We start from the raw sequence: 22,079 nt of genomic DNA, 5'->3' as shown, positions 1-22,079 counted from the left end.
GATCTGGTGTAACACCCGGTCCACGACACAGAGGGAGCCAATCTTGAACCAGGCCGATCGTTCGCCGGCTGAACTGCGCAATATGTTCGGTGCCAACCTGCGTCAGCTCGCCAAGGGCTACCGCTCAATTTCGGATCTGTCTCGACGCCTCGGGATCAATCGCACCCAGTTCAACCGCTACCTGACCGGCGAGAGCTTCCCCCGCCCTGACGTGCTGGACCGGATCTGCAATTTCTTTGACGTTGATGCGCGGATTCTGCTGGATCCCGTCGATCAGCTCTCCTGCAAAGGCCAGATCCTTCAGGGGCCGTTCCTCGGCGATTTTCTTGGCCCCGGCGTTGCCAATGTGACCGAGGCATTCTTTCCCTCCGGCCTCTATCAGTTCGTACGCCGCAGCTTTGTACGCACGGATCGCTATATCCTGGGGTTGGCGCTGGTCTTTCGCACCGAGGGCATCACCTACCTGCGCGGCTATGAAGCGAAATCCGCCATGCGCTACCAGGGCCTGCCGTCGGATCCGCAATCACGGGAGTTCCGTGGCTACGCCTCGGCCCATGATGATGGGGTAGCCTTCCTGCTGTCGCGGCGTGGCGGGCGGACCTCCTCCTTCAACTATCTGGCCAATGTGCCGTCAATGCAGGCCAACATCTGGGCAGGCTATGTTGCGCGCACCAGCCGCGAAAGCGACACGTCGGACCGGGTAACCCGCATGGTCTATGAACATCTCGGCCAGGATCCCGCCGCCATCCTCGGCGCCGCGCGCCGGGCCGGGTTCATAGAACAGCATGAGCTGAGCCCGTTTCAGCAGCGGTTGCTCGGCGTGGGAACCCGGTTTCGCTAGCTGCCGCTCAGGCTGCGGTCGCGATCAGCCGATAGATATGCCAGCTGGCATGGCCTAGCAATGGCAGCACCAGAAACAGCCCCAGAAACCCCGGCACCATGGCCAAGAATGTGGCTATAGCAATGCCTGCGGCCCAGACAAGCATCACCAGAAAATTGGCCTGCACATAGGAAAAACTGGTGATCATCGCGGTGACAAAATCCACCTCACGATCCAGCAGCAACGGCAGGGAAATCACTGTGATCATGTAAAGCAGCAGCGCAAATACCGCCCCGACCAGGCTGCCGACCAGCAGCATGGTTATCCCGTTTGCCGTCAGGAAAACCTCGGGCGAGCTGGAGATATTGGTCATCGTCGAATGGCCCAGAAACAGCGCAAAGATCATATGACCAAGGAAGAACCAGAACAGGAAGACAATGATGATGATGGCGCAGATCGACGGCAGCTGACGGCGGCTCTGTTGCAGCACTACGCTCAGGATCGCGCCAAAACCCAGCGCCCGCCCCTGTTCAAGCCGGTGCGAGACCTCATATAGGCCGACCGCAGCAAAAGGGCCGACCAACGGAAAGCCGATGGCCGCCAGAACCAGCCAGAAGGTTGTGCCGGTCGCAACGGTAATCCAGGCCATGATCCAGCCCGCCAGTACATAGACCCCGGCAAAGAACAGCCCATAGCCCGGTTTGGCCCGAAAATCAGCCCATCCGCGCCGCAGCGCCTGCCCCAGGGTCGACAGGGTCATCGGCTGCAACTGCGGCACGCCAAAGGCTTTTTCGTCCATATGAGGATCTCCTTACAGGGGCGTGTCCGAGCACGGCAGCTCGGGCGGGCGCCTATCTGGCCAGCGGGTCGCAAGATGATACTGCTGCCCCAGCGCCAGCAGGTCACGGTCGCGGCCATGGGCGGAAAAGATCTGCAGGCCCATCGGCAGCTGACCAGCTCCAAACCCCGCCGGAGCCGCCAGACAGGGCAGGCCCAGCAGGCTGACCGGTGTCACCACCTCCATCCAGCGGTGGTAACTGTCCATCGCGGTGCCGTTGATCGCCTGCGGGTGCTCAAGCGTGATATCAAAGGGCCAGCATTGCGCGGTCGGCAACACCAGCGCGTCATACTGCGAAAACAGACGCGCCGCGACGCGCTGCCAGTCCGACCGCAAATCAGATGCTGCCTGAACCTCCTGCCCGCTCAGCGCCATGCCCCGTTCCAGCTCCCATTGGGCGCTGGCTTTCAGCTGGTGCCGCTGCCCGGAAAACACCCTGAGACCAGAGGCCACGGAAAAGGAGCGCAGCGTGCTCCAGCTCTGCCAGATCCGCTCCGCCGCAAAAGGCGGTGCAATCGGCTCGACCTGATGCCCCAAGCCGCGCAGCACCTCCAGCGCGGCCTCGCAGGTCTCCAATATGCCCGCCTCCATCGGATAGGCACCGCCCCAATCCGCAAGCCAGCCAATGCGCATCGGTCGCGCGGCAGGCAGGGGGGCGACACCATCCGCCGCCGCAAACCCGGTCGAGAACGGTTGACGCGGATCGGGACCGGAGAGAACATCCAGCAGCAGCGCCAGATCCTCGGGGCTGCGGGCCATCGGCCCATTGGTGGACAGCGGATGCAGGAACAGATCGCCGCGTGGCTCATTCGGAACCCGCCCCCAGCTGGGACGGAAACCGTAGACATTGCACCAGCCGGCAGGGTTGCGCAGAGATCCCATCATGTCGGACCCGTCCGCCAGCGCCACCATCCCGGTCGCCAATGCCACCGCCGCGCCGCCGGAGGAACCGCCGCAGCTGCGGCTGCGGTCATAGGGGTTGGCCGTCGCCCCGTAGATCGGGTTATAGGTATGCGACCCAAGGCCGAATTCCGGGGTGTTGGTCTTGCCGATGATCACAGCCCCCGCCGCCCGCAACCGCGCCACCATCAGATCGTCCGTCTGCGGCACGAAATCCGCGAGCAATGGCGAACCCTGCGTCGAAGGAACACCAGCCACATTTGCCAGATCCTTGACCGCCATCGGCAGCCCATTCAGCGGCCCCCGCGTCTCTGCCCGATCGGCAGCGGCCGCCTCGGCAAGCAGCACGTCTCGCGCCCGCAGGGCCACAATTGCATTGACGCTCGGGTTGATCGCCTCGATGCGGTCCAGCGTCTCCTCCATCAGCGCCTCTGCGCGACGACGCCCGGTCGAAAGATCGCGCAGGATCTCGCGGGCGCTGGTCTGGATCTGGGTCATCTCCGGGGGCTCCTGGCTGGCAGATGATGTCAGCCTAGCCGCAGCAAAACACAAAGAAAACCCGCTTGCCGAGGCAAACGGGTCTGCAAATTCTCAACCGGGGGTGCTGCTATCGCAAAGCGGCAGGATGCCGCGTCGAAATCACTCGCCCTGCGCTTCCGAGCGGCTCTTTCCGGCGACGTTCAACGCCAGCGTTGCCGCCATGAACCCGTCCAGATCGCCGTCCAGCACACCTTTGGTGTCGGAGGTCTCGTGCTGCGTGCGCAGATCCTTCACCATCTGGTAGGGCTGCAACACGTAAGAACGGATCTGGTTACCCCAGCCGGCATCGCCCTTGGCCTCATGGGCGGCGTTGATATCGGCGTTCCGGCGGTCCAGCTCCAGCTGATAGAGCCGCGACTTCAGCGCTTTCATGGCGATGTCACGGTTCTGGTGCTGCGACTTCTCGGAGGAAGTGACCACGATGCCGGTGGGCACGTGGGTGATGCGGACCGCAGAATCGGTGGTGTTGACGTGCTGGCCACCGGCACCGGAGGAGCGATAGGTATCCACCCGAATATCCGACGGGTTCACCTCGATCTCGATATTGTCGTCCACCACAGGGTAGACCCAGACCGAGCTGAACGAGGTGTGGCGCTTGGCTGCGGAATCATAGGGGGAAATCCGCACCAGACGGTGCACGCCGCTTTCCGACTTCAACCAGCCATAGGCGTTGTGGCCCGAAATCTTGTAGGCGGCGGATTTGATCCCCGCCTCTTCGCCCGCGCTTTCGGACTGCAGTTCAACCTTGTAACCCTTCTTCTCTGCCCAGCGGACATACATCCGTGCCAGCATCGACGCCCAGTCGCAGCTCTCGGTGCCGCCAGCGCCTGCGTTGATCTCAAGGAAGGTGTCATTGCTGTCGGCCTCGCCATCCAGCAGCGCCTCCAGCTCCTTTTCGGCGGCCTTTTCCTTCAGCGCCTTCAGCGCGGCCTCGGCATCGGCGATGACCTCATCGTCCTCTTCCATCTCGCCCAGCTCGATCAGCTCCATATTGTCGCTGAGATCCTGCTTGATGGATTTATAGGTGTCGATTGCATCAACCAGCATCTGCCGGTCGCGCATCAGGGCCTGCGCCGCCTCGGCGTCGTCCCACAGGTTGGGATCCTCAACGCGGGCGTTGAACTCTTCCAGGCGGAACTCTGCGGTTTCCCAATCCAGACGCTGCGCCAAAAGCTCCAGCGACTTTTCGATATCGGCCACGATGTTCTGAGTTTCGGCGCGCATGGCAATCCCTTGAAATCACGTATCAGGCCTGCGTGATAAACCACCCGCGCCCTGCGGGCAAGCCGACGCAGCAGGCAGCAGCGCGATTGGCGCACCACGTCACCGCACAGCATAAAACGGGGCGGGGTCATGATTTCCACGCCCCGCCCAACAGATAGGTTCGCGCTAAACAGTCGGCGTCAATAAAGCCCGCCGGAACTGATGGTGCCAAAACTCGCCTTCGGTCCCAGAACCGCCGTGCCACCATCCGATGTGGTCACCCGGCGCGCTGATTGCGCGGCTTCCTCAAACAGCGGCAGGTTCGACCCCATCGCAAAACCACCGTCAAATGCCAGACCAAAGATCGGCTCCTCACCATCGCGGAAATACTCCGCTACCACATTGGCCCCCGAAGCCGCATCGGCAAGGCGCGCACCAGTGTAGCGGTCGATCTTGATGAAATGGCCGCCCTCCGGCACCGCGAACTTACCACCGCCATATTTGGCCGTCGCTTTCTGCATGAACTGCTGGAACACCGGACCACACATGGTGCCACCATAGGCGCCGCGGCCCATCGGACGCGGCTGGTCATAACCCATGTAACAGCCCGCCACGATATTGGAGGTAAAACCGACAAACCACACATCGCGCGAGTCATTGGTGGTGCCGGTTTTGCCTGCGGTCGGCACCGGCAGGTTGATCACGCTGGAGGCGGTTCCACGCTCCACAACGCCCCGCATCATCGAGGTGAGCTGATAAGCGGTGATCGGATCCATCACCTGCTCGCGGTTGTCCACGATCCGGGGCGCCTGCCCCGGTGCCAGCGCAGGCGAGGCGCAGTCCACGCAGTCACGGTCATCATGGCGATAGATGGTCTCGCCCCGGCGGTCCTGAATGCGGTCCACAAGTGTCGGCTGCACCCGTTCGCCGCCATTGGCAAACATCGCATAGGCCGCCACCATCTTGTAGAGTGTAGTTTCCTCGGCCCCCAGCGAGTTGGCAAGGAAAGCCCCCATATTGTCATAGACCCCAAAACGCTCCGCATAGCCTGCAACCACCTCCATGCCGACCTCCTGGGCCAGTCGGATGGTCATCAGGTTCCGGCTCATCTCGATTCCGGTCCGTAGCGGTGTCGGGCCGTAGAACTTGTTGGTGGAGTTCTTGGGGCGCCACAGCCCCTGCGGGGTGTTGATCTCGATCGGGGCGTCCACAACGATGGTCGCAGGGCTATAGCCGCTGTCCAAAGCTGCCGCATAGACAAAGGGTTTGAAGCTGGAGCCCGGCTGGCGCTGCGCCTGGGTCGCGCGGTTGAACACCGAATGCTGGTAGGAGAACCCGCCCTGCATGGCCAGAACCCGGCCCGTGTTCACATCCATCGCGACAAAGCCGCCCTGCACTTCCGGCACCTGACGCAGCGACCAATGTTGCAGTGCGCCGTCCTTTTCGACCGCGCGGACCAGCACCACATCCCCGGTGGCGAGATTGTCCTTGAAGCTGCCCTTCATCCATTTGATGTCAGAGCGCGGAACCGAGCCGATTTCGGCCACCTCCTCGACGCCTACGCTGATGCTCTGGTCACCGACCTCCAGCACAACCGCCGGATGCCATTTGCCGCCCAGTTCGATATCACGCGGCACGGCAGCAGCGCTGAGCGCCGCGCGCCAGCTGTCTTCGGATGCCAACAGATCGGCGTCCAGCGTCACGCCAGTGCCCCGCCAGGTGCCACGCGACCGGTCATAGTCCTGAAGACCCGCACGCAGCGCAACAGCGGCCTCGGCCTGCATCTCCTCGTCGATCGTCGCCCGCACCGTAAAGCCGCCGGTGAAGAATTCGCCCTCGCCAAAATCCTCCGAAAGCTGACGACGGATTTCATCGGTAAAATAATCGCGCGGCGGCAGCGCGGTGCGGAAGCTCTCAAAATCACCATTCTGCACCGAGCGCAGCGGCAGATCGACCTCGACCTTGTAAACCGCATCAGAGATATAGCCGTTTTCGCGCATCTCGCGCAGCACGTAGTTGCGGCGGGTCAGCAGGCGGTCCTTTTGGCGGACCGGGTGATAATCCGACGGCGCCTTTGGCATGGCGGCCAGCGTCGCGGCCTCATGCGGGGCCAGTTCGCTCAGTGTCTTGTTGAAATAGGTCTGGGCGGCGGCTGCCACGCCATAGGAGTTCTGCCCCAGAAAGATCTCGTTCATGTAAAGTTCGAGAATGTCTTCCTTGCTCAGGGTATCTTCCAGACGGGAAGCCAGGATCAGCTCCTTCACCTTCCGCTCCGCCTTGCGGTCCCCGGAGAGCAGGAAGTTCTTCATCACCTGCTGGGTGATGGTGGAGGCGCCGCGCACGTTCGACCCGCGCGAGCGCACCGCCTCGACCGCCGCCGCGGCGATGCCGCGCATGTCATAGCCCTTGTGGCTGTAGAAATTCTTGTCCTCGGCCGAGATGAAAGCCTGTTTGACCAGATCGGGAATTTCCTCGGAGGGCGTGAACAGGCGGCGTTCCTGGGCAAATTCGTCAATCAGCTGCCCCTCGCCGGAGTAGATCCGGCTGATCGTCGGCGGCTGATACTGCGCCAGCGATTCATGGCTGGGCAGGTCCCGGCCATAGATCCAGAACACCGCACCAATGGTCAGCGCGATCATCGCGATGCCCAGCGTGATGGTGCTGAAGATGGAACCAAAGAACGATAGAATATATCTGACCACTGTAGAGCCTTTCTCGCGCAGTGCCGCCTATATAGGTGCAGCGGCGCGTGGGGTCAAAACGGGAAACGGCATATTGATGCCGCTGACCCGGAGAAAACAGGGGGAAAGCGACGCTGGCCGTCCCCGGATATCAAACGCCGCTGGGCCAGATCCGTTCCGCCTGACCGGCGATCCCGGCGAGCGGCAGCTACTGACGCACCAGCGGGCGGGTCTCATCATCGGCAATGCGCCAGGACAAAAGCCCATTCAGGATGCCCCGCGCCGTGCGTTCGCGCCACTCCGGGTCCATCAGATTGGCCAGATCGCGCGGGCTGGACAGGAATCCGATTTCCACGAGCGCCGAGGGGATGTCGGCCGATTTTAGCACAGAAAAGCCCGCCTCGCGCAGCGGTCGGCGGTTCATTGCCCCACCTTGGGTCTTGAGCCCCTTGACCAGCGCCCGGGCCAGCGCCTGACTGCGCGGATGTGTCTCCACCCGCGCCAGATCCAGCAGCACATCGGTCACCCGGTCATCGACCTGACTCAGATCGGTCCCCGCGAGCAGATCACCGCGTTCATGACGTTCCACCAGCGTCGCCGAGGCCGCATCAGAGGCGTCTTTCGACAGCGTGTAGACCGTGGTGCCATGAGCGCGCCCTTCGGACAGGCTGTCGGCATGAAGCGACAGGAACAGATCCGCCTTGGCCTGATGCGCCAGCGCGATCCGCCGCTCAAGCGAGACGAAGTAATCGTCGTCACGCGTCAGCTGCACATTGAACTGGCCCGACCGCACCAGCATCTCGCCCAGTTCGATGGCGAATTGCAGCATCAGATCCTTCTCCTGCACCAGACCGCCCTGAACAAAGGCCTCCGCCCCCGGATCAATGCCGCCATGACCCGGATCAATCACCACCAAGAGCGGCGCCAGCGAATCCTTGTCCTCGGGTGCGATCATTGGCGTTGGTGCGGGCAGATCCCAGCGGGCATCCCGCGGAGCGCCTGTGGTTTTGGCAAATTGCTCCGCGCTCGTTTCGCGCAGGGAAACTGTCAGACCCGCAGCCGCTGTCACCGGATCAACCTCCATCGCCGCCGTCTCGACCTGCATTGGGCGCGTCAACTCCAGCACCAGCCGCGACCAGCCCGGCACATAGGTGCCAAACTGCGCCGTCCGTATGCCGTCCTCTGTCACCAGCGTCTCGGCGCCGAGGCCGCTCCAGTCGACCTCCTGAAAATCCAGCACCACGCGCGGCGGGCCATCCAGCGTGAACAGCCGATACGGCACCCCCTGGCTCAGCGCCAATGTCACATCCACCCCCGAGCGGCGATCGGCGGCGCGGCTGTCCTGCGGCAGGATCCGCGCCAGACCGCTGAAGCCCTGCCCGCTGATCTGACTGCTGGCAGCAGCTGTTTCCTCAGCGACAACCGGCGGCGTCATCGCGATCACCAGGGCCGGCAGCAGGGCTGCGAGGGCTTTTATAGGTCTGCTCATGGCTGTTGCTCCGCCCGTTTTTTTGTATTGCCCGGCCATAAGGACACAGGATGGCCGCGCGGCTGGTGGCGGCACGGCTTTTGGCCAAAGACTAAGCCATCGCGAGGCCTGATTGCCAGCCTCATCCGCTTGCCCCGCACGGCCTGCCCTTTCGCGACGCGCTCTCAGACCCGACGCTGCTCCATAAAGCTCTTGAGCCGCGCCAGCCCCTCTTCGATATCCGCCGTCGACCGCGCATAGGAGAACCGCAGGGTGGTCGCGCCGCGCTTGGGATCGAAATCCAGCCCCGGCGTCACCGCCACCCCGGCCTGATCCAGGATTTCCTTGGCAAAGGCGCGGCTGTCATTGGTCAGCTCGGAAACATCCGCATAGACGTAGAACGCCCCGTCCGGTGGCGCGATCCGGTCAAACCCGGCCTTTGGCAACCCCTCCAGCATCAGCGCCCGGTTGCGCGCATAGACCGCCAGATTCTCCTCCAGCTCGGCACCGCAGTCCATCGCCGCAAGCGCGGCAACCTGACTGGCATGAGGCGCGCAGATGAACATGTTCTGCGCGATGCGCTCGACCACCCGTACGTGGTCTTCCGGCACCACCATCCAACCCACGCGCCAGCCAGTCATGGAGAAATACTTGGAAAAGGAATTGATCACATAGCACTCATCCGTCACCTCAAGTGCGGTGACCGCTTTCGCGTCATATTCGATGCCGTGATAAATCTCATCCGAGATAAACGCCGCCCCCTGCCCCTGTGCCGCATCAATCAGCGCCGCCATCGCATCCCGGTCCAGCATGGTGCCGGTCGGGTTGGCCGGTGAGGCCACCATCAGACCCGCCAGATCCAGCCCCGCCAGATCCTGCGGCACCGGTTGCAGGCGGTGATCAAGCGAGGTTTCGATATCAACAGGCGTTAGCCCCAGCGCATGCAGAATCTGACGGTAGGAGGGATAGCCCGGCGCACCGATGCCGACCCGGTCGCCACTGTCAAACAGCGCGGTAAAGCTCAGCAGGAACGCCCCCGAAGAGCCCGGCGTGATCACCACCCGCTCCGGATTCAGATCAACATTGTACCAGTCGCCATATAGCTGCGCGATCCGCTTGCGCAGCGCCGGCAGACCCAGCGCCACCGTATAGCCGAGGCTGTCGCGATCCAGCGCCTCCGCCAGCGCCCTGCGCGCGGCATCCGGCGCGCCGGTTGAGGGCTGGCCCACCTCCATATGAATGATATGGCGTCCAGCTTCCTCGGCCCGGCGTGCGGCGTCCATCACATCCATCACAATGAAGGGATCCACGTTGGACCGGCTTGAGTTTCGCATGTTGATCTCCCATGGTGCGGCCATGACCTTTGACCGCTTCTCCCGCCTCGCGTCAATCCCGGCTCTGGCCCTTGCCGCGCTGTGTTTCGTCGCGGGGTCACTGGCCCCCGCGGCGCAGGCGGCCTCGATCTCGCTGCTGCGCGATCCTGATATCGAACGCGGACTGAACGAGCTGGCAGCCCCGGTGCTGCGCGCCGCCGGGCTGAATGCCAAACGGGTGCGGGTGCTGGTGGTCAATGACGGCTCCTTCAATGCTTTCGTCATCGATTCCCAAACGATTTTCATACATTACGGGCTGATCCTGAAGGTGGACCGCCCCGAGATGCTGCAGGCGGTGATTGCCCATGAGGCCGCGCATATCACCAATGGCCACCTGTCCCGGCGGATGCAGAACATGCGCTCTGCGCGATCTGCGGCGGGGCTTGGCGCAGCTCTTGCGGTGCTGGCGGCTGCCGCTGGCGCCGGGGAAGCCGCCGCCGGAATCGCGCTTGGCACGCAATCCTCCGCGCTGCGCGGCTTTCTGGCTCATACCCGCGCCGAGGAAGCCTCTGCCGACCGCACCGCCGCAGGCATCCTGCAACGGGCCGGTGTCAGCCCGCGCGGACTGGTCGATGTGCACAAGATCTTTGCCGGGCAAGAGCTGCTGAGCCCGGTCAATCAGGATCCCTATATGCGCTCGCATCCGCTCAGCCGCGACCGGATCCGCGCCGCCGAGGCCTATCTGGCGAGCCACGGTGACAGCGCCAAACCCGATGCCAACGCGATCTATTGGTTTGCGCGGGTGCGCGGCAAGCTGTCAGCCTTTACCCGGTCACCCAAATGGACCCTGCGCCGGATCGGGGATGAGCCTTACAAGGATGTGCGCCTGATGCGCGAAGCCATCGCCCATCACCGCCGCAACGATCTGAACAAGGCCCTGCGCGCCATCGACGGCGCCCTCGCGATCCGCCCCTCCGATCCCTATTTTCAGGAGCTGAAAGGCCAGATCCTGATGGAGAACCGCCGCTGGCAGCCGGCACTTGCCGCCTATGGCCGGGCCGTTCAGAAGGCGGGGCGTGATCCGCTGATCCTCGCCAGCCTTGGACGCGCGCAACTGGCGGCGGGCCAGCCGAAAGCGGCGCTGAAATCCCTTGAGGCCTCCCGCGCGCAGGATTTCCGCAACGCCAACATGCTGCGGGACATGGCGCAGGCCTACGCGAAACTTGGCCAGTCCGGCATGGCAGCACTGGCCACCGCCGAGCGCTATGCGCTACAGGGTCGGCTGAAGGATGCGGGTCTCCATGCCAAACGGGCCACCGCGCAGCTGCCCACCGGATCCCCTGCCTGGCGACGTGCACAAGATGTGCTGATTGCCGCCGAACAACACGAAAAAAGGAAATCGAGATGACCCGTATTGCCCGCCTTCCCGCCCCGGCGCTGCCTGTTCTGTCGGCGGCCGCCCTGTCGCTTGGGCTGATGATCGCTCCTGCCGCTTCGGCGCTCGACCTCGGCAAGATGAGCGCCGAGGAACGCGCCGCCTTTGGCGCCGAGGTGCGTGCCTATCTGCTGGAGAACCCGGAGGTGATCCTGGAGGCTGTCAACAAGCTGGAACAGCAGCAGGCCGCCGATGAGGCCGCCCGCGACGATGCGCTGGTGGCCGAGAATATGACCGCGCTGCATGATGACGGGTTTTCCTGGGTCGGCGGCAACCCCGAGGGCGATATCACGCTGGTCGAATTCATGGACTACCGCTGCGGCTACTGCCGCCGCGCCGCGCCGGAGGTGGAAAAACTGGTCTCCGGCGATGGCAATATCCGCCTGATCATCAAGGAATTCCCGATCCTCGGCGAGGCTTCCGTGCTGACCTCGCGGTTTGCGATCGCCACCAAGATGGTCGCCGGGGATGAAGCCTACAAGATGGTGCATGACGCGCTGATCACCCTCGGAGGCGAGCCGAACGAAGGCACGCTGCGCCGTCTGGCAGAGGGGCTGGATCTGGACGCCGATGCGATCCTCGCGCGGATGTCAGATCCCGAGATTGCCCGTCAGCTGCAGGAAACCCGCGCGCTGGCCCAGCAGCTGGCGATTTCGGGCACCCCGACCTTTGTCCTCGGCGATGAGCTGCTGCGTGGCTACCTGCCCGCCGATCAGATGGAAATCATGGTCGCCGAGATCCGCGAGAACCGCAGCTGATTTTTCTGGGGCTGTGACGCAGGTTGCCTCCTAGATGCAGGGCGGACTGGGGGCCTGCGCCCAGGCACAGGTCACACTGGGGGCCAGCCCCCAGACCCCCGGAGTATTTCGGGAAAGATGACGGGCGAAACAGACACGAGAAAAGGGCGCTGATGTCATCATAGCGCCCTTTTGCTCATCTCGTTGTCAGTTTGTGGTCGCGGGTCTATTCCGCCGCGGCGGCCTCTGCATCCAGCTGAGCCGCCTTTTTCTCTACCTCTTCGACGATGTGATCCACCATCTGATCATTGGACATCTTGTGGCTGGCCTTGCCGGCCAGATAGACCATGCCGGATCCCGCGCCGCCGCCGGTGAAACCCACGTCTGTCATCAACGCCTCGCCCGGGCCATTCACCACACAGCCGATGATGCTGAGGCTCATCGGGGTCTTCACATGTTCCAGGCGCTTTTCGAGCGCCTCCACCGTCTTGATCACATCAAACCCCTGCCGCGCGCAGCTGGGACAGGAGATGATATTGACGCCACGGTGGCGCAGGCCGAGGGATTTCAGGATTTCAAAGCCCACTTTCACCTCTTCCACCGGATCGGCGGAGAGGCTGACCCGCAGCGTGTCACCGATGCCCATCCACAACAGCTGGCCAAGGCCGATGGCAGATTTGATGGTGCCGGAGACAAAGCCCCCGGCCTCGGTGATGCCAAGGTGGATCGGCGCATCGGTTGCCTCGGCCAGCTGCTGATAGGCGGCGGCGGACATGAAAACGTCGGAGGCTTTGACCGAGATCTTGAACTCGTGAAAATCGTGATCCTGAAGGATACGGATGTGATCGAGACCGCTCTCCACCATCGCCTCCGGGCAGGGTTCGCCGTATTTGTCGAGGAGGTGTTTTTCCAGCGAACCGGCATTGACGCCGATGCGGATCGAACAATTGTGGTCGCGAGCCGCGCGGATCACTTCGGCCACGCGTTTTTCATCGCCGATGTTGCCCGGGTTGATGCGCAGGCAGGCAGCGCCAGCTTCGGCGGCCTCGATACCGCGTTTGTAGTGGAAATGGATATCGGCAACGATGGGCACCGGGCTTTCGCGAACGATTTCCTTCAGTGCCTTGGAGGAGGCCTCATCCGGGACCGAGACCCGGACGATATCGGCGCCAGCCTCCGCTGCGGCCTGTACCTGGGCCACCGTCGCGGCAACATCCGTGGTCAGCGTATTGGTCATCGTCTGCACCGCAATCGGCGCATCGCCACCCACAGGCACATTGCCGACATGGATCTGGCGGCTCTTGCGGCGTTCGATGTGGCGCCAGGGGCGAATGTGGTTGATCGACATGAGGTCCGGTCCACGCTGTTCAGGGTTCCGGGCATAGATACGCGCAGTCTCGCGCAGCTTCAATGGGAGGCGGGCAATCCTGAAGGTCGCAGGCCAGATGTCGCAATCACCACGCGTGGCCCATGAGGGAGGCCCGGGCTCAGAAAGGTCAGCTGTACGGCAAAGGCAGGTCCGACGCCCCGGGTGGAAACATCCGGGCCGGACGGGGCCTATTCGCCCGTGGTCTCGGTCACGGGAACGGTGAGGCTACTGGCCTGCAATTCAGCGACCAGCGTGGCCAGTGCGCTGTTGCGATCCTCGCTCAGATCGGCCAGCGCAAACCGTTCGGTGAGCGCATCGGAGGACAGCACGACGTTCTTCGTCACCTGCCCCCGTTCGCCGACCGGTCCGTAATGGGCGCCGTTCACTGCGAAGTAAATCGCGCCGCTCTCGCCGGTGCGCAGCAGCGGTGCCTCTTCGGTGGCGGGAATTTCGAAATGCTGACCCGGCTCCATGATGGTTTCAAAGATCACGCTGCCATCCACGGCAGTGACCTGAACCCAGGACGGGCGCACGGCGACCATCTGCAGCGCGGGCGCGGTCTCTTCCACGACCTGCGGCATGGCGGGCAGCGGTGCTGCCGTGCTGAGGCTGGCATCTGCCAGCGCAACCGAGGGCAGCTCCGGCATGACAAAATTGCCGAAGCCGCGTGGATCAAGCGTCGCGATCGGGCCGTCGCGCGGCACCATGACCGGCACGTCCAGCGCCTGCGGGCGATAGAGCCGATCCAGCGCCTCAAGTGCGGGATCTTCGTTCTGGGCATCCCCCTCGCGGGCAGCCCCGGCCAACGGATCCAGATCAGCCAGCACGATGGGGGTCTGATCCACCGGCGCCATCTGCACCTGCTGGACCTCTTTCAGAACCGCCCAACCGCCGTAGCCAATGCCGCCGATCAGCGCCACCAGCACCGCAAGCGACCCCACCGCGCGCAACTCGATCTGGCTGAAGACGCTGCTGGCTGCGGGTACGAAGGGTGTATTGGGAGAGGTGAAGGCATCGCTGCGCAGCCCACCCATGCCGGTTGCAATCGGTTTCCCGGCGGATTTGCGCACTGATGCCTCGGCGGACATGCCATGGGCCACCTGGAAACCGCTTTCCTGGCAGAAGGCGTCAAATGTGGTGTCGGGATCCATATTGAGATAGCGCGCATAAGAGCGCACGTAACCCGCAATAAAACCCGGCGTGTCAAAGACAGTCGGGTCAGAATTCTCAATCGCGGCGATGTAGGAGGCTTTGATCCGCAGCTCACGTTGGACATCCAGCAGCGACTTGCCCATCGTGGCCCGTTCACCGCGCATAATGTCACCCAACCGAAGCTCGTAATCATCAAAGCTGCGAGGCCTTGGCGATTCGTCGTGCGTCTTCGATTTGCGCTGAGTAAGGCGCCCGATCATGCCTGCTGTCCCATTTTAGCCTGCCGCATTCGACATTCAGGACGTCATGGATCCGCGGAATGCGATTCGCCTGCGCCCTTTGATTATGGTCATACTACCACAATCTTACCATTTTGACACAGCGCTATGATTCAGCCCGCCATTTCGGCACGATTCAGCGCACAATGCGACCAGAGCCCATCCATTGCCTTGACCAGGGCGTCAATCTCTTTGGGACCATGTACCGGGGATGGGGTAAAGCGCAGCCGCTCGGTGCCGCGCGGCACTGTCGGGAAGTTGATCGGCTGCACATAGATCCCGTGATCAGACAACAGCATGTCGCTCAGCTTCTGGGTATGGACCGGGTTGCCGACGATCACCGGCACGATATGGCTGCCATGGTCGATGATCGGCAGGCCAAGCCCCTTCAGCCGCATCTTCAGGATCCGTGCCTGCAACTGGTGCTGTTCGCGCAGTTCCGGCGCCGTCTTCAGATGGGCAACCGAGGCCGCCGCCCCTGCCGCTACCGCCGGGGCCAGCGACGTGGTAAAGATGAAGCCCGGCGCATAAGATCTTATGGCATCGCACATTTTTTCCGATGCGGCGATATAGCCGCCCATCACGCCAAAGGCCTTGGCCAGGGTTCCGTTCACAATGTCGATGCGATCGATCAGCCCGTCGCGTTCGGTCACACCGCCACCGCGCGCGCCATACATACCAACCGCATGAACTTCGTCGATATAGGTGAGCGCGCCAAATTCATCAGCCAGGTCGCAGATCTCGGCAATCGGGCCAAAGTCGCCATCCATGGAATAGACCGATTCAAAGGCGATGAGTTTGGGGGCGGCAGGATCCGCCGCTGCCAGCAGCTCCCGCAGATGCGCAACATCATTGTGGCGGAAGATGCGCTTGGCCCCGCCATTGCGCCGCACACCTTCGATCATCGAGGCGTGGTTCAGCGCATCGGAAAAGATGATCAGACCGGGAAACAGCTTGGGCAGCGTGCTCAGCGTGGCATCATTGGCGATATAGGCAGAGGTGAACAGCAGCGCCGCCTCTTTCTGATGCAGGTCCGCCAGCTCGGCTTCCAGCTGTTTGTGATAGACCGTGGTGCCCGAAATATTGCGGGTGCCGCCGGAGCCTGCACCGGTGGCATCAATGGCCCCATGCATTGCCTCCAGCACAACCGGGTGCTGACCCATGCCCAGATAATCGTTGCCGCACCAGACCGTTATGTCCTGTTTGCTGCCGTCGGGACGGGTCCAAACCGCATGTGGAAACTGACCGTTCTGCCGTTCGATATCAATAAATGTCCGGTAGCGACCTTCGGTGTGAAGCTGAGCAATCGCTTGGTCGAGTTTCGCGGTATAGTCCACCGGCATCTCCATGGCATAGTTGGCACCAGCGGATCTGGCGCGAGCTGTGGTCGGGCTGATATATTCACGTTACCGAATAAATAACCCGATCCCTCCGTTTGATCAATCAAATACGGTGAAGGGGCCGGTCCAGCCTTGATGCAGGTCAAATAGACCTTTGCGCCGACGGCAGCAAGAATTGTAACGCCCGTTTGACGCTACAAACCGACGCATATCACAGGCTTATCACTGGCACATCACAGGTGGGCGGCCTCTGGCCCCTGCCGACGGGCACTGTTAGGCTTCGCGGCGAGCCAATCATCAATTGCAGGAGCCCCCTGACCATGTCCTTGAACGACGTCCTGAACCGGATTGACAGCGACCTTGATGCCGCGACGCAGCGGCTGATGGATTTGCTGCGCATCCAGTCGATCTCAACCGATCCCGCCTATAAGGCCGAATGCGACAAGGCTGCCGATTGGCTGGTGGCGGATCTGCAATCCATCGGCATCGAGGCGGCAAAGCGCGTCACTCCCGGCCACCCGATGGTGGTGGGTCACGTCGGCCCTCAGGATGAGGCGCTGCCGCATGTGCTGTTCTACGGCCATTACGACGTGCAGCCGGTGGATCCGCTGAACCTCTGGACCACTCCCCCGTTTGAGCCGCAGCTGGAAGAGACCGCGCGCGGCACCGTCATTCGCGGCCGTGGCGCCTCGGATGACAAGGGCCAGCTGATGACCTTTGTCGAAGCCTGCCGCGCCTGGCAGGCGGTCAAAGGCACCCTGCCCTGCCGTATCACCTTCTTCTTTGAGGGCGAGGAAGAGAGCGGCTCGCCCTCTCTCGTGCCCTTCATGGAACAGCACGCAGCCGAGCTGAAAGCGGATCTGGCGCTGATCTGCGACACCTCGATGGTGTCGCGCGGGGTGCCGTCGATTTCCTCGCAGCTGCGCGGCATGCTGAAGGATGAGTTCACCCTGATCGGCCCGCGCATCGACCTGCATTCCGGCCATTACGGCGGCCCCGGCCTCAACCCGCTGCGCGAAATCAGCCGCATCGTCGCGTCCTTCTATGACGAAGACACCGGCAAGGTCGCGGTTGAGGGCTTCTATGAGGGCGTACATGAGGTGCCGGAAGAGCAGCTGCGCCAGTGGGAAGGCTGCGGCTTTGATGAAAAGGACTATCTCTCCAACGCAGGCTATACTCAGGCCCACGGGGAAAAGGACCGCTCGGTTCTGGAACAGCAATGGGCCCGCCCAACGCTGGAGGTGAACGGCCTCTGGGGTGGCTACAACGGTGCCGGCTCCAAAACCGTGATCCCGTCTGAGGCGCATTGCAAGATCACCTGCCGTCTGGTCGGCGACATGGACCCGGATGCGCTGCGCCTGAAGATCCGCAAACATGTCGAAGACCGGCTGAAGCCTGACTGCAAGGTGGTCTGGGACAATGATCTGGAGGGCTCGCGTGCCTCGGTGATGAATATCGCCCGCCCCGAATTCGAAGCCGCCCGCGGTGCGCTGTCGGATGAATGGAACCGCGAAGCCGTATTCTGCGGCATGGGCGGCTCGATCCCCATTGCCGGCTTCTTCAAATCCATCCTCGGTATGGATGCGATGCTGATCGGCTTTGCCAATGAAGATGACGCCATCCACTCCCCAAATGAGAAATACGATCTGGAAAGCTTCCACAAGGGCATCCGCTCCTGGGCACGCGTGCTGGACTCGCTGACCAAAGCGTAAGATCACCAGTGGTGTGCGCTCCGGCGCGCACCACATCTCGACAGGGCAATCACCGTAACGCCCCGCCACAAAACGCAAAAACCCCGCCGAAGCAGGAAGCGTTCATCCACAAATTTAGGGAAGAAAGTGGCGCGGTTGACGGGGCTCGAACCCGCGACCCCCGGCGTGACAGGCCGGTACTCTAACCAACTGAGCTACAACCGCGCATGGGCCTTTCGGCAAATCAGGCAGCAGCCTGACCTATATATCCCCTCCGGGGCGGACCCTGAACGACAGGGCATCGTATGAAAGTGGCGCGGTTGACGGGGCTCGAACCCGCGACCCCCGGCGTGACAGGCCGGTACTCTAACCAACTGAGCTACAACCGCGCATTTACTTTCATCTGGATCCCTTAACCCGGATCCGGGGCGGACAGCAGTGGCGCGGTTGACGGGGCTCGAACCCGCGACCCCCGGCGTGACAGGCCGGTACTCTAACCAACTGAGCTACAACCGCTTGCTGTTCCATCCAACGTCGCCGCTGAATGTTGGGCTGTAATATTCGCAGCACCGAGGGATCGTCAAGCGGTGTTTTGGCATTTTCTCCGGTTTCCGTGAAAAAAAACAAAGCCACCGCCAAATTACCGCCTAACCCATTGTTTTTCCGAAATTCCCATCTGGCGTCCCGCCGGACACCAGGGATAATCCATCGAGAAAATCACAGCCAACCTCAGATCCGCGGATCACGGAGCCAAGCGGCGACAACAACAGCGCCATCCAGCCGCAAGATGCCGCAGACAGCACCGATGGCGCGCCGTACCAGAGCCGCGCCACCGGTTAGTCCTGATCAGTTGGAGATCACCATGACAACGGCCGCGCCCCGGCCCTGCTCACGGATAAACTGCATCTGATTTCCAGAGACACCGATTTTCTGGCAGTCCGTCCCCCGCTCCGGCTGCTTGCCGATGCGGACATTGCGGCACCACAGGGCGCCATTCCACTGCCAGGCGCCAACCAGCTTGCCCTGGTTGGTCTTTCCCTTGATTTTCCCGTTGGGCAGGATCTGCATACTGCCCCAATCGGCGCTGAGGGTCTTGCCACCGACAAGAGCGAGAAACTCCGCCTCGGTCTTGATCGGTTTATAGGACCCGGCCTGCCCCGCTGCGGGCAGACAGAACAGGACAGAGACCACGACTGAAAGGATTGCAAAATATTTCATGACATAAACTCCACGTCATATACTCGGTAAAAAAACTCCCCTCCGGCGGGAAATGCGCCGAAGGAGCGACATGAGCCTACTGCGAAACCATATGCCTCGCAACTTTGGTGCTGGCAGAGCTTATTGATATGGAATTCAAGGTGGATATGGTGGGTCGTGAGAGGCTCGAACTCCCGACATCTTCGGTGTAAACGAAGCGCTCTACCAACTGAGCTAACGACCCGGTGAGCGCGGATTTAGAGAATGCGCGCGCTCTGCGCAAGAGGCAAATCGCAAAAATCTGCGAAAAAATTCCCGCCGCTAGCGCAGCACCCGCTCCATGCCCTGCGACAACTCGTAGATGCAGCCCTGTTCATTGGGCAAGGCGGCCATTTCCGCGCGCGACAAGCCGCAGATCACCCCGCGCAGAACCTGTCCCCACAGCCCATGCGCCACCACAACGGTCGGCTCACTCAGCCCGGTCAGGAAATCCGTGATCCGGGCCTGAAACGCAGCAAAGCCCTCGCCCTGTGGCGCCGCACAGAACAAATCCAGATTGAGCGGGTTGGCGGCGTAGATATCCGGGTATTCAGCCGCGACCTCGGCACGGGTCATGCCCTGAAACACGCCGGCCTGCGCCTCGGCCAGCCGGGCGTCGGTGACATAGGGCTGACCGCCAAGCGCGATCTGCGCCGTCTGCTGCGCCCGCCCCAACGGCGAGACATAGCAGGCAGGCCCCTGTGCCAGAATCGGCGCCATCAGCCCCGCCTGCTGCTGCGCATGCTCAATCCCCAGCGAACTCAGCCGCGATTCCAGCTGTCCCTGAATGCGCCCTTCGGCGTTCCATTCCGTCTGCCCATGCCGCAGAAACCAGATCTTCGGATAGTCCATGCCCGCCCTCGTTGATGCCCGACCCTCCGGCCCTTGCCTAAACATTTAGACAGGTTTCTCCGGCCTGAGAAGGACCAAGCGCGAAACGCGACACCACGTCCGCACCACAAGACGCAGAGGTCAGCTAATCGGCACTGCAAAAGGAGGATGGTGGGTGATAAGAGATTTGAACTCCTGACATCTTCGATGTGAACGAAGCGCTCTACCACTGAGCTAATCACCCTTGGCGGCGGTCATACCGCCGGTCGCGCGTCGCTGCAAGAGGGGGGTGATGAAAAATCCCGCTGCGCTGCGATTTTTGCGCCGCACGGGCGCTGCCCCCTCCTACTCCAGCGGCAGCACATTGCGGCAGATCATCGTGCGCAGGGTGAAACTGGACCGGGTGTTGCGAATGCCGGGGACCCGCATCAGACGATGCTCCAGAAACTGATCGAAATCGGTCAGATCCTGCGCCACGACCCGCAGCAGAATATCGCGGCTCCCGGTCATCAGATAACATTCCATCACCTGATCGAACCGCCGCACCGCCGCCTCAAAGGCCTGCAATCCCTCGCTGGACTGGCGTTCCAGCTCCACCGCGACAAAGATGGTGACCGGCAGGCCAACCTCGGCCTGATCGACCCGCGCCGAATAGCCCGAAATCACGCCGCTGTCCTCCAGATTGGCGACCCGCCGCGCACAGGGCGTCGCAGAGAGGCCGACTCTCTCCGCCAGCTCGGCGATCTTCATCCGACCGTTCTCCTGCAGGGCGGCCAGAATCCTGCGATCAATCTTATCCACGTGTTTCCCCCTAATTTTGGCCCGATATTAGGGAAAACCACCAACAGCATCAATAACTGCGACGTATTTTGGAGGAAACCGGCGGTTGCGTGGCGGTATTCTGCGGTGAAATGGAGGAGCAATCCAAAGATGACAGCCACAATCACCCCCGTCGCCACCTCGACACATGAAGAAATCTACCGCGTCGAGGATGCCTCGGTTGGTCTCACCGGTTTTATCGCCGTGCATTCCACCTTGCTTGGCCCGGCGGCCGGCGGGCTGCGGATGCGCCCCTACGCCAGCGCCGATGACGCGCTGACCGATGTCAAACGCCTGAGCGAAGGCATGACCTACAAAAACGCCGCAGCAGGCCTCGCGCTTGGCGGCGGCAAGGCGGTGATCATGGGCGATCCCGCCACCCAGAAAACCCCGGAGCTGCTGCGCGCCTTTGCCCGCGCCATCGACAGCCTGGACGGGCGTTACATCACCGCCGAGGATATGGGCATGAGCCCCGCGGACATGGCCATCCTGGCCGAGGAAACCAGCTCCGTTGCCGGGCTTGCCGATGGTGAATATGCCTCCGGTGACCCCTCACCCATCACGGCGCGCGGCATCTTCAATGCGATCCGCACCGCCTGGGCGCATAAGACAGGTCAGATCGACCTCAGAAACCGGGTTGTTTCGGTTCAGGGCCTGGGCCATGTCGGCTGGTATCTCTGCGATTTTCTCAACAAGGCCGGCGCCAAGCTGATCGTCACGGATGTAAACAGCACACAGGTTGAACGCGCAGTTGCCTCCTTTGGCGCCACTGCTGTCGCCCCCGATGAGATCTACGCGGTGGAGGCCGATATTTTTGCCCCCTGCGCGATCGGCGGCATCCTCAACAGCGAAACCATTCCGCAGCTGAAGGTTGCCCTGGTCGCAGGCGGTGCCAACAATCAGCTGGCCTCGGCCGAGGATGCAGCCGCACTGCACAAACGCGGCATCCTCTACGCGCCCGATTTCGTGGCCAATGGCGGCGGCATCATCAATGTCGCCACCGAGATCCTGAAAATCGGCAACCGCAACAGCTTTGTGGCCGAACGGCTTGAGGCGCTGGAGGTCACCATGGCGGCAATCCTGAAACAGGCCACCGCCGATGACGTCAGCCCCGACGCCGTGGCCATCGCCACCGTGCAGGCAAAAATGGCGCCTAAAGCGGCCTGACCCGGCATCGCGACCCTGTCGCCCGCCCCGAACATCCAAGATGCGCTGCCCAATGCAGCGCCTTGGATCAAGCCCGCCGAATAAGAGCGGGCGCCAGACGGAAGAACCCGAAACCTCGGGAAAACAATAATAAAACCTGATTTGGGCGGCCCTTTGCGGTCGCCCTTTTTCTTGCGAGGCCTGCGGGGAAACCCTGAGAGGCACTGACTGCCGCTATGAAGATCCCCTTTGAACCAATCCTCCCCCCGCGCGTTAGGGTAA

General features: G+C 62.3%; 17 protein-coding genes and 5 tRNA genes. 5 read left to right on the top strand and 17 right to left on the bottom strand.

What is annotated here, in order from left to right:
- Positions 1–82 precede the first annotated feature (82 nt).
- Positions 83–841, top strand: a complete 759-nt coding sequence (locus tag VWZ81_RS03955) for a helix-turn-helix domain-containing protein (protein WP_340546329.1) — start codon at positions 83–85, stop codon at positions 839–841.
- A 7-nt stretch (positions 842–848) separates the two neighbouring features.
- Here the strand turns inward: VWZ81_RS03955 and VWZ81_RS03950 are convergent, their stop codons facing one another.
- The 6 genes from VWZ81_RS03950 to VWZ81_RS03925 all read right to left on the bottom strand — a co-directional run bounded on the left by VWZ81_RS03950 (position 849) and on the right by VWZ81_RS03925 (position 9,784).
- Positions 849–1,619 carry a DUF2189 domain-containing protein gene (locus tag VWZ81_RS03950; protein WP_340545914.1) on the bottom strand — a complete coding sequence of 257 codons (771 nt, stop codon included), beginning with the start codon at positions 1,617–1,619 and terminating at the stop codon, positions 849–851.
- Positions 1,620–1,631: 12 nt separating this feature from the next.
- The gene (locus tag VWZ81_RS03945) at positions 1,632–3,056 is read right to left on the bottom strand and encodes an amidase (RefSeq protein ID WP_416542133.1); all 1,425 of its coding nucleotides are present in this window, start codon (positions 3,054–3,056) and stop codon (positions 1,632–1,634) included.
- A 141-nt stretch (positions 3,057–3,197) separates the two neighbouring features.
- On the bottom strand, positions 3,198–4,322 hold the full coding sequence (gene prfB, locus VWZ81_RS03940) for a peptide chain release factor 2 (RefSeq protein WP_340545916.1): 1,125 nt from the start codon (positions 4,320–4,322) through the stop codon (positions 3,198–3,200).
- A gap of 179 nt (positions 4,323–4,501) precedes the next feature.
- The gene (locus tag VWZ81_RS03935; RefSeq protein ID WP_416534237.1) at positions 4,502–7,003 is read right to left on the bottom strand and encodes a penicillin-binding protein 1A; all 2,502 of its coding nucleotides are present in this window, start codon (positions 7,001–7,003) and stop codon (positions 4,502–4,504) included.
- A gap of 187 nt (positions 7,004–7,190) precedes the next feature.
- Positions 7,191–8,471, bottom strand: coding sequence for an N-acetylmuramoyl-L-alanine amidase (locus VWZ81_RS03930; protein WP_416542132.1), 1,281 nt, complete (start codon positions 8,469–8,471; stop codon positions 7,191–7,193).
- 164 nt (positions 8,472–8,635) lie between these two features.
- Positions 8,636–9,784, bottom strand: coding sequence for a pyridoxal phosphate-dependent aminotransferase (locus tag VWZ81_RS03925; protein WP_340545918.1), 1,149 nt, complete (start codon positions 9,782–9,784; stop codon positions 8,636–8,638).
- On the opposite strand from VWZ81_RS03925, the gene VWZ81_RS03920 reads away from it, so the two are divergent.
- Positions 9,783–11,171 (top strand): M48 family metalloprotease, encoded by a 1,389-nt coding sequence (locus VWZ81_RS03920; RefSeq protein ID WP_416534239.1) that lies wholly within the window; start codon positions 9,783–9,785, stop codon positions 11,169–11,171. The two genes, VWZ81_RS03925 and VWZ81_RS03920, sit on opposite strands and share 2 nt — an antisense overlap.
- Complete coding sequence (locus tag VWZ81_RS03915) at positions 11,168–11,956, top strand: DsbA family protein (protein ID WP_416534240.1); 789 nt, start codon at positions 11,168–11,170, stop codon at positions 11,954–11,956. The genes VWZ81_RS03920 and VWZ81_RS03915 overlap by 4 nt, the downstream gene beginning before the upstream one ends.
- A gap of 205 nt (positions 11,957–12,161) precedes the next feature.
- Here the strand turns inward: VWZ81_RS03915 and ispG are convergent, their stop codons facing one another.
- The 3 genes from ispG to hemA all read right to left on the bottom strand — a co-directional run bounded on the left by ispG (position 12,162) and on the right by hemA (position 16,071).
- Entirely contained in the window at positions 12,162–13,283 is a 1,122-nt protein-coding gene (ispG, locus tag VWZ81_RS03910; protein ID WP_340545921.1) for a flavodoxin-dependent (E)-4-hydroxy-3-methylbut-2-enyl-diphosphate synthase, read from the bottom strand.
- Positions 13,284–13,492: 209 nt separating this feature from the next.
- Complete coding sequence (locus tag VWZ81_RS03905; RefSeq protein WP_340545922.1) at positions 13,493–14,716, bottom strand: helix-turn-helix domain-containing protein; 1,224 nt, start codon at positions 14,714–14,716, stop codon at positions 13,493–13,495.
- 131 nt (positions 14,717–14,847) lie between these two features.
- Entirely contained in the window at positions 14,848–16,071 is a 1,224-nt protein-coding gene (gene hemA / locus VWZ81_RS03900) for a 5-aminolevulinate synthase (protein WP_340545923.1), read from the bottom strand.
- 323 nt (positions 16,072–16,394) lie between these two features.
- On the opposite strand from hemA, the gene VWZ81_RS03895 reads away from it, so the two are divergent.
- A complete protein-coding gene (locus tag VWZ81_RS03895) occupies positions 16,395–17,786 on the top strand; it encodes a M20/M25/M40 family metallo-hydrolase (protein ID WP_416542131.1) in 1,392 nt (463 codons plus the stop codon).
- A gap of 127 nt (positions 17,787–17,913) precedes the next feature.
- Here the strand turns inward: VWZ81_RS03895 and VWZ81_RS03890 are convergent.
- The 8 genes from VWZ81_RS03890 to VWZ81_RS03855 all read right to left on the bottom strand — a co-directional run bounded on the left by VWZ81_RS03890 (position 17,914) and on the right by VWZ81_RS03855 (position 20,633).
- Positions 17,914–17,990, bottom strand: a tRNA-Asp gene (locus tag VWZ81_RS03890).
- A gap of 87 nt (positions 17,991–18,077) precedes the next feature.
- Positions 18,078–18,154, bottom strand: a tRNA-Asp gene (locus VWZ81_RS03885).
- 50 nt (positions 18,155–18,204) lie between these two features.
- Positions 18,205–18,281: transfer RNA gene (locus VWZ81_RS03880), tRNA-Asp, on the bottom strand.
- A gap of 330 nt (positions 18,282–18,611) precedes the next feature.
- Positions 18,612–18,983 (bottom strand): hypothetical protein, encoded by a 372-nt coding sequence (locus VWZ81_RS03875; protein ID WP_340545925.1) that lies wholly within the window; start codon positions 18,981–18,983, stop codon positions 18,612–18,614.
- Positions 18,984–19,130: 147 nt separating this feature from the next.
- Positions 19,131–19,206 (bottom strand) — tRNA-Val (locus tag VWZ81_RS03870).
- Positions 19,207–19,283: 77 nt separating this feature from the next.
- On the bottom strand, positions 19,284–19,853 hold the full coding sequence (locus VWZ81_RS03865) for a histidine phosphatase family protein (RefSeq protein WP_416542130.1): 570 nt from the start codon (positions 19,851–19,853) through the stop codon (positions 19,284–19,286).
- Between the two features lie 148 nt (positions 19,854–20,001).
- Positions 20,002–20,076, bottom strand: a tRNA-Val gene (locus tag VWZ81_RS03860).
- A gap of 101 nt (positions 20,077–20,177) precedes the next feature.
- Positions 20,178–20,633: an Lrp/AsnC family transcriptional regulator gene (locus VWZ81_RS03855; protein WP_340545927.1), complete on the bottom strand. Its 456-nt coding sequence runs from the start codon at positions 20,631–20,633 to the stop codon at positions 20,178–20,180.
- Between the two features lie 129 nt (positions 20,634–20,762).
- On the opposite strand from VWZ81_RS03855, the gene VWZ81_RS03850 reads away from it, so the two are divergent.
- Entirely contained in the window at positions 20,763–21,818 is a 1,056-nt protein-coding gene (locus VWZ81_RS03850; RefSeq protein ID WP_416542129.1) for a Leu/Phe/Val dehydrogenase, read from the top strand.
- Positions 21,819–22,079: the final 261 nt, after the last annotated feature.

Source organism: Phaeobacter sp. JH20_34 (genome assembly GCF_048056095.1).
Lineage (GTDB): Bacteria > Pseudomonadota > Alphaproteobacteria > Rhodobacterales > Rhodobacteraceae > Phaeobacter > Phaeobacter bryozoorum.
The sequence above is the reverse complement of the archived record's forward strand: the minus strand, read 5'-3'. Positions and strand labels throughout refer to the sequence as shown.